Below are 13,135 nucleotides of genomic sequence, written 5' to 3' on the forward strand. Positions count from 1 at the left end.
TGAATCATCTCCTGTTAGTTAATTTTGACATGTTTTGAGATGTTTAACACTATACCAATTGCACCCATAAATATAGTTAGGGATGTTCCTCCATAACTTATAAATGGGAGGGCTACTCCCGTGGCTGGCATTGACGAAGTTGCAACTGCTATATTTAAAGCTGCTTGAATTCCTATTTGAGCACCTATTCCTATTACAACCATACATGCAAATACATCTGAACATTTAAGTGCTATTCTTACACATCTATATACTAATATCAAAAACAGCATCATTACTACTATACATCCTATTAGTCCTAATTCTTCTCCTATTATTGAGAATATAAAGTCATTTTGTGGTTCTGGTATGTAAAAATACTTTTGCTTGCTTTTTCCAAGCCCAAGTCCAAATAATCCACCTGATCCTAGTGCATAAAGCCCTTGTATAACTTGATATCCTTTGCCCAATGGATCTTGAAATGGATCTAAAAATGAAGTAACTCGACTCAACCTATAAGGTTCAGCAATTACTAATGCTGCAAATAAGGCAGCTCCACTCCCTATCATTGCCACTACAAATTTCATATTCATTCCTGCTACAAATATCATAACAAAAGTAACTAAGATTATAGTTCCTGCTGTAGATAAATTAGGTTGAAGTATTATTAATGCGAAAAATATAGCTGGCACCATAAGAAGCGGTAAAACTCCTTTTCTTAAAGATTTTATATAATCATATTTTTTTTCCATCAACTTTGCTGTTATTATTATTGTTGCAAATTTGGCGATTTCTGCTGGTTGAACTGATGCTCCTCCAATTCCAAGCCACCTTCTAGCTCCATTAACTTTTACTCCCAAAGGAGTTAAAACTAATAGCAATAATACCAATGCTATTATTCCTATTGTAGTTGCATTTTTCTTCCAGAATTTATAATCTATTCTAGATGTTATAATCATTCCAGCAAAACCAAGAGCTGCATAAATTACATTTCTCTTTAGAAAAAAATAGGCATCATGGTGCTTAAATGAAGATTGTATATAACTTGCACTAAACACCATAACAATACCTATGAATACTAAAATCATAGTAGTATAAAATACTACTGAGTCAAATTCAGTCTTCATCCCCATGTCAATTTGCTTCTTCAAACTTTCCTTAGGCATCCGATAGACCTACCTCCATTCCCACAATTAAGTAGTTTTATGAAGAGGTTATTTTAAATTGTTTACATTACATTTGAAGTCTTTACCCCTTACTTCAAAACTTTTGTACATATCCCAACTAGCACATGCTGGTGATAATAATATTAAATCTCCTTTTTGTGCTAATTTGTAAGCAGTATTAACTGCTTCTTCCATATCTTTTACTATGTGTATATCATTAAATCCTTTATTTTTAGCAGATTTTTCTATTTTAGACGCAGTTTCACCTAATAAAACTAATATCTTAACATTGGATTTTGCAATTTCAAGAAGTTCATCAAAACTACTTCCTTTATCCATTCCTCCGGCTATTAATATTATTGGATTTTTATATGATTGAACAGCTTTTATAGTAGAATCTGGATTTGTTCCTTTAGAATCATTTACAAACATTATATCATTTAAATTTCTAACAAACTCTAATCTATGTTCTACTGCATTAAATGTTGTCAACACATCTTTTATAACTTCTAAATTTATTTTAGACACATAAGCTATACCTATAGCAGCCATACAGTTTTCTAAATTATGCCCACCAGGTAAACTCAGTTCTTCTTTATTTAAAAATGTTATTTTTTCATCTATGTCAATTACTATATTGTCATTTCTATCTAAGTATATTCCACCTTCAACTTCTTCTTTTCTTGAAAAGAAAATCACTTTGGAATTACATTTTTGCGCTAATTTTTTCACTTCTAAATCATCATAATTTAGTATAGTAAATTCAGTATTTTTTTGATTCATAAAAATTCTAGCTTTAGCATCTATATAATTTTCCATAGTATGATGTCTATTTAGATGGTCTTGAGTTATATTTAATATAGCACTTACTTTTGGTCTAAATTCATCTATACTTTCAAGCTGAAAACTACTTAATTCAGTTACTAACACTGACTTTTCATTTGTCTTATCTATAGTATCTATAACTGGATTTCCTATATTTCCAACTATATAAGTATCCTTTTGAGCTTTTTTAAATATTTCTCCTACAATGCTAGTTGTAGTTGTTTTACCATTTGTTCCTGTTATACCTATAAAGATAGGATCATTAGATAATCTATATGCTAATTCTACTTCTCCTATAATCTCTATATTATTTTCTTTTAATTTTAATATAAAAGGTAAATCTAATGGTACGCCTGGTGATACAACAGCCATATCAATATCATCCACATTTTCAGGATGATATCCTAATATATACTCTACATTATTTATTTTTTCTAATTCTTGTAATATCTCTTTTAGTTTAGATTCATCTTTTATATCATTAACAACTATTCTTGCTCCTAGTCTATCTAAATGTTTTATTGTAGATATTCCAGTTTTTGCAAGTCCAATTAATAAAACTTTTTTACTTCTTAGGTCCATTTTTCTTCCCCCAAACTTAGAATATGGCTATTATACCTATCCATGCTAATACTACAGTAGTTATCCAAAATATAAATACTACTCTAGTTTCTGGCCATCCGCATTGTTCAAAATGATGGTGTATTGGAGCCATTTTAAATATTCTTTTCTTTGTTAATTTAAAATATGTTACTTGAAGTATAACTGATATAGCTTCTGCAAAATATATACCTCCAACTAAGGGTATTATAAGCACTGAATTAGTTAAAACTGCAAATGCTACAACAGCTCCACCTAATGCCATAGATCCAGTATCTCCCATAAATATTTTGGCTGGATATGAATTGAATCCTAAAAATCCTAAACAAGCTCCAACTGTTGCCGCTGCAAGTACTGCTATATCTGTATTCGATACCGAACCTGCAAGTAGCATAAAGAATGCCGCTACTATTAAAGTTACTCCTGATGCTAAGCCATCTAATCCATCAGTTAAATTTACCGCATTAACTGTTCCTATTATTATAAACATCATTATTGGTACATAAAGCAGTCCTAAATTTATAACAGCATCTGTAAATGGTATTATAAGTTGAGTCGCACTTGGTGATGCACTATATTGATAATATGCAATATATAAAGCTAATGCAAACTGAAGTATTATTTTTTGATAAGCTTTTAAACCTAATGACCTTTTCATTTTGATTTTTATAAAGTCGTCTAAAAAACCTACAAATCCAAATCCTGTTATACATATAAGTCCTACTATCATATCTTGACTAACTTTACTTCTTGTAAGTCCTGTTATAAGTATAGCTACTATCATTAATATTCCACCCATAGTAGGTGTTCCATTTTTAATTAAATGTGTTTTTGGTCCATCGTCTCTAACTGGTTGACCAAATTTAAATTTAGTTAACATAGGTATAAATATTGGTCCTAGTATAACTACTATTAGAAATGAAATCATTGCTGTATACGTAAGTTCTGTTATTCCTAACATAATATAACTCCTCTCCCTTGTTGGCTATCTCATTAGTTTAATTGTTCATTTAGATATTCTACTATTTTTTCTAATTTCATACCTCTAGATGCTTTTATTAAAACTACATCTTTATTTTGAATTAAATCATCCAATTTATTAATTGCATCTTCCTTTGTATTGAAATGATATACACTTTCTGGATTTAATCCTAAATTTTTAGCTTCTTCTGATATGAATTTAGAATCATTTCCTATAGTTATTAAAATATCTACATTATCAATAGATGATTTTCCAACTAATCTATGTCCATATTCTGCATGTTCTCCCATTTCAAACATATCTCCTAATATAGCTACTCTCCTATTTTTATATCTCCCTAATATTTTTAAAGCAGCATCCATAGAATCTGGGCTTGCATTATATGCATCATTTATAATTGTTATGTTATCATTTTTTAATATATCTAATCTCATTTTTGTTGCCTTGAAGTTTTTTAATCCTTCTTTTATTTCATCTAATGTAAGATTTAGACTCATTCCAACTAATATAGCCGCCATCGCATTATATATATTATGCTTTCCTACTGTAGGTATGAATATTTCTTGTTTTTCTCCATTTATTACACAAGTAAAGTTTATGCTTTCTTCTTCCATAATATAATCTTTACAATAAATATCATTATCTGTATTAAATCCAAATGTTTTTAATGTGTAATCATATTCTTTTCCTTTTATAGTAGATAAAAATTTATCATCTCCATTTACTATTAATATACTTGATGAATCAAAATTTGTTGTTATTTCCATCTTAGCTTTTAAGATACCCTCTTGAGATCCTAAATTTTCTATATGTGATAATCCTACATTAGATATTACACCTATTTTAGGATTTACTATATTAGATAAATATTCTATTTCATTAAATCCTGACATTCCCATTTCTATTACAGCACATTCATGAGATGATTTTAATGTAAATAATGTTAAAGGTACCCCTAATTGATTATTTAAATTTCCTTCATTTTTTAAAGTATTAAATTTTGCTGATAATACTCCATATACCATATCTCTTGTAGTTGTTTTTCCTACGCTACCTGTAACCCCTATAAATGGTATTTCAAATTTTTCTTTATAATACTTCGCAATATCACCTAGAGCTATCTCTGTATTTTTAACCTCTATTAAATTTATATCCGAACTATTTAATTTTATGCTAACACTTTCATTTTTTATGAAAGTTTTACATCCATTTTTGTAAGCCGCCTCTATAAAATCATGACCATCTAGGTTCTCACCTACTATTGCCACAAATAAACTATTCTCTTTTGCTTTTCTACTATCTATGACTACATCATTTACAAAAGCGCCTTCTTTACCCATCATTAGACGACCATTTGTTGCTACTACTAATTCTTTTAGTGTTAGGTTCTCCATGTTCTCTCCTCCTTTAACAACCTACTATACTTTTATACTTTTATTATTTTAACTCTCATCTGAATAAAAGGCAATGTATATATTCATATACATTGCCCCTAACATTTATCAACTTTATAATTATATACTATATTAATATTTTTTTGAAGATATTTATATCTATCTGTTATTGATCTGTTACTTTTAATTATTAGTATATATCATTATACTTGAATCTTGCGAAACTTTTATTCCTGGTTTAGGGAACATATCTTTTACTTTAGTCCCTTTCGGTATCTCTATATCTGTATCCAAATTAGCTTTTAACTTAGATTCTTCTAAAGCCGCTACAGCATCTTCAATCGTTAAATTTCTTACATCAGGTACTGTAACTTGTGGTTTTTCATTTTCTTGTTTTTCCTCTTCTGTATATGTAGGCTTAACTCCTAAATATTTTAAAGAATCACTCATTATTTCTTTTATTATCGGTCCTGCAGTAGTACTACCAAATGCACTAACTCCTGTTGGTTCATCAACGATAGCCAAAACTACAATTTTAGGATCATCAGTAGGTGCTATCCCTACAAATGAACATATATATTTTCCTTGGGCATATCTACCATCTATAACTTTTTGCGCTGTTCCAGTTTTCCCTCCTAATCTATATCCTGGTAAGTATGCTATTTTTCCTCCACCTTCTTTAACAACAGATTCAGTTACTTTCATCATTTCCTTTGAAGTTTCTTCTGATAACACCTGTCTTACTACTTTAGAGCTTACTTCCTTAATCACATTGCCTTGATTATCAGTATATGCTTTAACAAGTCTTGGTTGCATTAATTTACCATCATTTGCAATTGATGATATCGCTGTTATTAATTGAATTGGTGTTACTGATATAGACTGACCAAAAGACATTGTAGCCAATTCTACTGGTCCTACATTTTTTTCATTATACAAAATTCCCTTTGCTTCTCCAGGTAAGTCAATTCCTGTTTTATTAGTCAATCCAAATGCCTCTATGTAATCATAAAATTTTGATACTCCCAATCTACTTCCTAACTCAACAAATACTGGGTTGCAGGAATTTTGAACTGCTTGCTTAAATGTCTGCTCTCCATGTGGTCTATAATGTCTCCAACATTTAATTCTTCTTCCTCCTACTGTAACACTTCCTTTACAAGTAAATTTTTCACCTTCCTTTACAACACCTTCTTCAAGAGATGATGATGATGTAACTAATTTAAAAGTAGAACCTGGTTCATATGTATCGCTTACTGCTGGATTTCTCCACATTTGATAATATCCTTTTATTTTATCTTTATCACTATACTTATCTAGTTCTTCTTCATAGTATGAATATATTGGGGTTCTCGAATCATTTGGGTCATAATCTGGTTTAGAGCACATAGCAAGTAAATCACCTGTTTTAGGATCCATAGCTACTACTGTCACTCTTTTTGCATTATTAACTTCATACGCTTTTTGAACAGCTTTTTCTACATAATGTTGTATTACTTCATCTATAGTTAAAACTAGTCCATTCCCCTGTACTGGTTCATAATATTTTTCCATACCTTGAGGTATTTCTCTCCCTGAAGCATCTGTACTAATTATTAATTTTCCAGACTTCCCTTTTAATTTTTTATCATACTGCATCTCTATTCCTGCTATACCTGTAGAATCAGATGATGTATGTCCTAATACATAAGATGCAAAATTCCCATATGGATAGTACCTTTGATTATCTTCTGCCACCCAAATTCCTGCTAATTTAGCATCTCTAATTTTAGTAGCTTTTTCATCATCTATCCATCTTTGTACTTTTACAAGTGCCATATTTTTTTTGTTTATTGATTTATAGATGTCGTCATATTCTTTTTCTAAAATTTCTGATACCTTTTTCGCTGTTTCCTTTTTATTTTTTACTTCTACTGGTTTACACCAAACCGTATACTTTGTAACACTTACTGCAAGTTCCTTCATATTTTTATCATAGATAGTTCCCCTTTTAGGTTCTATAGGAATATCTCTAGTTTGCTGTTCTAGAGCTTTTGTGCTTAACCAATTCCCCTTTATCATCTGCAAATATCCTGTCCTAAGTATAAGACAAAAAAACAATGTACAGGCTAGTACAAGAACAAGTACTAATCTTTTTTTACTTATTCTTTTTATATTTTTCAAATTTTTCCCCCCCTAGCTATCAACATCTATATAATTAATTTGGTTTTCTTTTGGATAGTCCATATTCAGTTTTTCTTTTGCTTCCTGTTCTATTTGCTCTGTTGATGTTTTTGCATATAATTCTGATTTTAGCTGTTCTAAAATCACTTCTTTTTGTCTTAAGTCTTTTTTTAGATAATGTATTTCATATTTTAGTTGAGAAATTTTTGAATAACCACAAAGATTTATTACTATTATGCTAACTGATGCTATGAATAGTAACACTACTATTTCTTTTTTTATTTTCTTTTGCTTCCTATCTTTATGTTTATTCTTTTTTACTTTCCTATATTCATTTATATTTTTTATTTTCTTGTTATTTTTCAAATATTTCACCTCTAAGTTTTTTGAGTTTAATATATATTATATTTGTGATTAAATGTATGTCTTCCTTTAACCTTTTATCGTAAAATTAATCCATTAACTAACAAAAAAGGGGTATTTAATTAAAAAAAAATAGAAAGAAACATAAATTTCTTCCTATTTTTCATATTATTTTTTTTGATTATTTTGTTTTTGATTATTTTTTCTCTGCAACTCTTAACTTTGCACTTCTTGATCTTGGATTTACTTCTATTTCTTCTTTACTAGGTAGTATAGGTTTTCTAGTTATAACTTTTACCTCTGATTTTTTATCACACTGACATATCGGTAAATGTGATGGGCATATACAATCTAATGCTAAATCTCTAAATTCATTTTTAACTATTCTATCCTCTAATGAATGGAATGTTATTATACATACTCTTCCACCCTTATTCATTATAGAAACAGCATCATCTATCATCTTATTTATTACACCAAGTTCATTATTAACTTCTATTCTTATTGCTTGGAATGTTCTTTTTGCTGGATGAGGTCCATCCATTCTTGCTTTTTTAGGTATAGCACCTTTTATTATATCTACAAGCTCTCCAGTCGTTTCTACAGGCTTCTCATTTCTTTTTTCTACAATAAACTTAGCTATACGTTTTGCCCAATTATCTTCTCCGTAGTCTTTTATTATTTTTGTAAGTTCATCTTCAGTATAAGTATTTACTACATCATACGCAGAAAAATCAGATCTTACATCCATTCTCATATCTAACGGAGCATCTTGCATATAAGAAAATCCTCTATCCGCTTCATCTAATTGATGAGATGAAACACCTAAATCTGCTAAGACTCCATCTATTTTGTAAACACCTATTTTTTCTAACTCTTCTTTTATATTTTCAAAATTACTATGAACAAATTTTACTCTATCACTATATTCACTTAATCTTTCTTTAGCAGTTTTTATTGCATTTTTATCTTGGTCAAATCCTATAAAAAGACCTTTTTGAGATAATTTTTTAACTATTTCTTTAGAGTGACCTGCTCCACCCATTGTACAATCTACATAAACACCATCTGGTTTTATATTTAAATTTTCTATGCACTCATCTAAAAGTACGGATACATGATGAAATTCCATTGTTCTCTCTCCTTCGTACTAACTTATTTATTATTTTTCTTATTTCTTTTTGATAAATATATATGACAAACTATACCGCCTATTACTCCAACTAAACTTATTACTTGTGCCATTCTAAGTGGACCTAGCATAAGACTGTCTGTTCTTAATCCTTCAACAAAAAATCTTCCTAATGAATAAAGAGTTATATAATAAACTATGATTTGACCTTCATATTGTTTTTTCTTTCTAAATATCCATAAAAATATAAATAATCCTAAATCCCATATAGACTCATATAAAAATGTAGGATGTACTCTTACTCCATTGACTAATATTCCCCACGGTAAATTAGTAGGCCCTCCATGAGCTTCACCATTTATAAAGTTGCCCCACCTTCCTATTGCTTGTGCAAGAGGCATACCTATCATAACAGTGTCTGCCATTTTCAAAAAATTAATTTTCTTAATTCTAGTATATATATATCCTGCTAAAATCCCACCTATTAAAGCTCCATGTATAGCCATTCCGCCTCCTCTAAAATTTAAAATTTGAGAAGGATTTTGACTATAATAACTCCAGTTAAATAATACGTAGTACAATCTTGCGCCTAATAAACCTGAAGGTATAGCTATTATGGCTAAATTCAATACATCATCTTCTAATATACCTACTCTTTTAGCCTCTTTTATAGCTATAATTGTTCCTAAAATCATTCCTGTTGCCATTAGTATTCCATACCACATAACATCTATTCCAAACAAAGTAAATGCCACTCTATCCATATTTCCACCTCTTATTTCTTAAATAATTTTCTCAATACTTTTTTCGTAGTGTTGGTATATATATTCTTTTAATCTTAATTTACATATTATATCTCATAAATTTCTCGGGAAATTTGTAGTCAGAAATTAAAATTCTACAAGTTGCTTTATTTTTTCTAACCGTCAAAAACTTTATTGTAATATTATAACAGTTTAGCAATAATAATAACAGTTTATATATCTTGATTAATTAATTTTTTAGCATCTTCTTCAGTAAGAGGTTTTGAGAATATATATCCTTGTATTGCATCTACGTTCATATCATTTAGTTGCTCTAATTGACTACTACTTTCAACTCCTTCTGCAACTACAGGCAGTTCTATAGAATGAGCAATTTCTGTTATTAATTTTATAAGCACTTTATAATTCCCTTTATTTGTAAGCTTATCAATGAAACTTTTATCTATTTTTATAGATGATATAGGTAATCTAGCTAAATAGTTTAATGATGAATACTTTGTCCCAAAATCATCTAATAATATTTTCATTCCTAGGGATTTTAATTGAGATATTGTATTTATACTATCTTCAAGATTATCTAAAAAAATACTTTCAGTTATTTCTATTCCTAGAGTCTTAGGATCTACCCCAACCTTTTTCAAAATATCTTTAACTTCTAATACAAAATTCTTTCTCATAATTTGTATTGGTGATATATTTACAGATACTATCAATTTTTCTTTTCTATTCTCATTTATCTCTTTTGCAAATATACAAGCTTTTTCAAAAATATATCTTCCCATTTTATTTATAAGCTTAGTTTTTTCCATAATTTCTATTACCTTAATTACTGAAACTGATTTATATTTTTCATTTTTCCATCTAAATAAAGCCTCAAACCCTATAAGTTTCTTATCTCCTGTATATTGAGGTTGATAAAATAAATAAACTTCACCTTTTTCTATAGAATCGTGTAAATCTCTCTCTATATTAGAATTAATTTCAACTTCTTCAACCATTCCTTTTTCATAAAATGCAAATGTATTTTTTCCTCTTTGTTTCGCTTTATACATAGCTAAATCAGCTTTTATAAGTATACTTTCTATGTCATCTTCTGTATTCGTCTGAACAACTCCTATACTCCCTGATATATAACATTTCCTTTTACCGATACTTAATTCAAAATTAATCTCTTTAAGAAATTTTTCTACTCTATTTTCAATTTCTTTTTTTTCTATATCATCTTCAAGAACTATAACAAATTCATCCCCACTTATTCTAGATATAAAATCTTCAGTAAAGAACATTTGAATTTTATTTGATACTACTCTTAATACATCATCCCCTGATTTATGACCATATACATCATTTATCTTTTTAAATTCATCAATATCCATAAACATAACAGTTAAATTTTCATTTTTTTGCTTTAATTTACTTTCTAGATGTTTGTAAAGCCCCCTACGATTTGGTATTTGTGTTAAAAAATCAGTTGATGCATTTTTTTTAATATCATTTTCTATAAGTTTAAATTCTGTAATATCTTGATATATACCTATTAATCCTATTACCTCTTCATCAATATTTAATAATGGAGATTTATTAACCTTGTAAACTCTTTCTTCATTATTAAATTTCCGTACTTCTTCAAATTCTATAGTTTCTTTTGCTTCTATTACAATCTTATCTTCTTTATAAAATTTTTGTACCAATTCATCATTCCAAAGTTCCTCATCTCTTTTGCCTATTATATTTTCATTTTTAATTTCTGAAAATAAAAAATAAGTTTTATTAACATCTGTGTAAACTAAATCTTTATCTTTTACCCAAATTGCAATTGGCATATTATCTATAAGGGTTTGGAACTTATTATCTTTATCTTGTATATTATTAATATATTCTGCTATATTACATTCTTTTTTATATAACTTTTCTACTAAATCATAATAATCAATTATATTTTTAATTCTAAAAGATATTTCATCTGTATTGCACGGTTTTTTTATATAATCTTTTATGCCTAACTTTATATACTTGTCTATTTTTTTCTGTTCATCTATATCTATAAGTACTATAATAGGTATTTTACTTAATAATTTATTATTTTTTATATTTTTAAGAATATTTATTTTATAATCTTCTTTTCCATTTATTAAAATAATATTTCTTTTAATATCTCCTATTAATATTTCATCTATATTTAAACATTCAAAAATATCATATCCATAAGTTATTAATTTTTTGTATAAATCATTATTTTCAAGCCTGGATTCATTTAATATAATAACTCTTTTTTCAGTCTTCATTTATATTCCCCCCGTAGTAGATATTATAATAATCAATATTATAAATTCTATATATTGAATATAATATGTATTAATATTTTTTGCAAGTTGCTTAATTAATTGATTAATTTAATAAAAACAGTTTAAATTTTCAAAAAAATAGCTGTCTTAAAATAATTTATTAAGACAGCTATTTTTAATATATTTATTTTATTTTTTAGGCTCTACTATTGATATTACACAATATTCTTCTTTTAAATGGCTATTTAATCTTTCTTCAATCTCTTCAAATTTAACTTGTTTTATAACATCAAGATAATCTAACAAGTTAATATCTTTGAATTTATAAGATATAAAGTTATTAGCTATGAAATTCACTGAGTCAAAATATTTTAAGAAATTACCAATCTTTTTCTTTTTAATTCTTTCAAATTCAATTTCTGAAAGACCTTCTTTTTTGTATTCTTCTATATATTTAAGTATTATATTTTTTACTTCTTTAGGATTTTTTGAATCTCCTCCTATTATCGTAAATGCATAATCTATTTGTGAAGAAAATCCTGCGCCAAAGTTTTCATTTATTAATCCAGTCATATATAACTCTTCATAAAGCTTTGTACCCTTTTTAAAAATCATATCTATTAATATTTCTGTAACAACTTCTTTTCTTAAAAGTTCTTCTCCTTTTATTCCCACATTATTATCTTTAAATGCTATATTGAACATTGGTATTGATATTGGAAATTGTTGAACTACTTCTTTTTCATTTACATAATCAGGTTCTAGAGGATAAATTTTTTCAATTTTATGAGTTAATTTTGCAACATCGTAATGATTTGTATTTTTAGCTACTTCCATTACTTTATCAACATCTAAATCTCCAACAACAAACAATATCATATTTCCTGGATTATAAAAAGTATTATAACATTTGTAAAGTTCTTCTTTATTTATTTTGTATATACTTTCTACCGTTCCTGCTATATCAACTCTAACTGGATAATTTACATACATAGCTTTTAAACAATTAAAGTAAACATTCCAATCAGGATCATCATTGTACATTTTTATTTCTTGTTCTATTATCCCTTTTTCCTTTTCTACATTTTCATCTGTAAAATATGGTGTTTGTACATAGTCAATTAAATGTTCTAAACTTTCATAAAAATTTTCTGTTGCTGAAAATAAATACGCAGTCATAGTAAAATTAGTAAATGCATTTGCACTTGCTCCCCATTTAGAGAATTTATCAAACGCATTTCCTCCATCTGGTTGTTCAAACATCTTATGTTCTAAAAAATGAGCTATACCTTCATTTACTCTAATTTTTTCTTTTTCTCCAATAGGTATAAATTCTAATTCATTAGAACCATAATTTGTTGCTAAAACTGCATATTTCTTAGTAAATCCAGGTTTTGGCATAAAATAAACATCTAAACCATTTTCTAATTTTTCATAATAAATTTCTTCTTTTAACATATCATTAATTATTTTTTCCATATT

At 27.8% G+C, this 13,135-nt stretch carries 10 protein-coding genes; all 10 read right to left on the reverse strand.

Going from position 1 to position 13,135, the window contains the following annotated elements; translation table 11 throughout:
• Positions 1-14: 14 nt before the first annotated feature.
• The 10 genes from spoVE to yfmH all read right to left on the reverse strand — a co-directional run bounded on the left by spoVE (position 15) and on the right by yfmH (position 13,132).
• Entirely contained in the window at positions 15-1,145 is a 1,131-nt protein-coding gene (gene spoVE, locus CHF27_RS01725; RefSeq protein ID WP_095404699.1) for a stage V sporulation protein E, read from the reverse strand.
• 48 nt (positions 1,146-1,193) lie between these two features.
• Positions 1,194-2,552 (reverse strand): UDP-N-acetylmuramoyl-L-alanine--D-glutamate ligase, encoded by a 1,359-nt coding sequence (gene murD, locus CHF27_RS01730; protein ID WP_095404698.1) that lies wholly within the window; start codon positions 2,550-2,552, stop codon positions 1,194-1,196.
• A gap of 16 nt (positions 2,553-2,568) precedes the next feature.
• A complete protein-coding gene (gene mraY, locus CHF27_RS01735; RefSeq protein WP_095404697.1) occupies positions 2,569-3,534 on the reverse strand; it encodes a phospho-N-acetylmuramoyl-pentapeptide-transferase in 966 nt (321 codons plus the stop codon).
• Positions 3,535-3,563: 29 nt separating this feature from the next.
• The gene (locus CHF27_RS01740; RefSeq protein ID WP_095404696.1) at positions 3,564-4,946 is read right to left on the reverse strand and encodes a UDP-N-acetylmuramoyl-tripeptide--D-alanyl-D-alanine ligase; all 1,383 of its coding nucleotides are present in this window, start codon (positions 4,944-4,946) and stop codon (positions 3,564-3,566) included.
• A gap of 183 nt (positions 4,947-5,129) precedes the next feature.
• A complete protein-coding gene (locus tag CHF27_RS01745; protein ID WP_095404695.1) occupies positions 5,130-7,109 on the reverse strand; it encodes a stage V sporulation protein D in 1,980 nt (659 codons plus the stop codon).
• A gap of 12 nt (positions 7,110-7,121) precedes the next feature.
• On the reverse strand, positions 7,122-7,475 hold the full coding sequence (locus CHF27_RS01750; protein WP_095404694.1) for a hypothetical protein: 354 nt from the start codon (positions 7,473-7,475) through the stop codon (positions 7,122-7,124).
• Positions 7,476-7,668: 193 nt separating this feature from the next.
• Positions 7,669-8,604 carry a 16S rRNA (cytosine(1402)-N(4))-methyltransferase RsmH gene (rsmH, locus tag CHF27_RS01755; protein ID WP_095404693.1) on the reverse strand — a complete coding sequence of 312 codons (936 nt, stop codon included), beginning with the start codon at positions 8,602-8,604 and terminating at the stop codon, positions 7,669-7,671.
• Between the two features lie 23 nt (positions 8,605-8,627).
• The gene (gene lgt / locus CHF27_RS01760; RefSeq protein ID WP_095404692.1) at positions 8,628-9,368 is read right to left on the reverse strand and encodes a prolipoprotein diacylglyceryl transferase; all 741 of its coding nucleotides are present in this window, start codon (positions 9,366-9,368) and stop codon (positions 8,628-8,630) included.
• 212 nt (positions 9,369-9,580) lie between these two features.
• Positions 9,581-11,653, reverse strand: a complete 2,073-nt coding sequence (locus tag CHF27_RS01765) for an EAL domain-containing protein (protein WP_095404691.1) — start codon at positions 11,651-11,653, stop codon at positions 9,581-9,583.
• 189 nt (positions 11,654-11,842) lie between these two features.
• Positions 11,843-13,132, reverse strand: coding sequence for an EF-P 5-aminopentanol modification-associated protein YfmH (yfmH, locus tag CHF27_RS01770; protein WP_095404690.1), 1,290 nt, complete (start codon positions 13,130-13,132; stop codon positions 11,843-11,845).
• Positions 13,133-13,135 lie beyond the last annotated feature (3 nt).

The sequence above is a fragment of the Romboutsia maritimum genome (genome assembly GCF_002251085.2).
In the GTDB taxonomy this organism is placed as follows: domain Bacteria; phylum Bacillota; class Clostridia; order Peptostreptococcales; family Peptostreptococcaceae; genus Romboutsia_B; species Romboutsia_B maritimum.

Coding starts and splice junctions, on each gene's coding strand:
- spoVE (WP_095404699.1), bottom strand. CDS start 1,145: ATGCCTAAGGAAAGTTTGAAGAAGCAAATTGACATGGGGATGAAGACT.
- rsmH (WP_095404693.1), bottom strand. CDS start 8,604: ATGGAATTTCATCATGTATCCGTACTTTTAGATGAGTGCATAGAAAAT.
- yfmH (WP_095404690.1), bottom strand. CDS start 13,132: ATGGAAAAAATAATTAATGATATGTTAAAAGAAGAAATTTATTATGAA.
- murD (WP_095404698.1), bottom strand. CDS start 2,552: ATGGACCTAAGAAGTAAAAAAGTTTTATTAATTGGACTTGCAAAAACT.
- lgt (WP_095404692.1), bottom strand. CDS start 9,368: ATGGATAGAGTGGCATTTACTTTGTTTGGAATAGATGTTATGTGGTAT.
- CHF27_RS01765 (WP_095404691.1), bottom strand. CDS start 11,653: ATGAAGACTGAAAAAAGAGTTATTATATTAAATGAATCCAGGCTTGAA.
- CHF27_RS01740 (WP_095404696.1), bottom strand. CDS start 4,946: ATGGAGAACCTAACACTAAAAGAATTAGTAGTAGCAACAAATGGTCGT.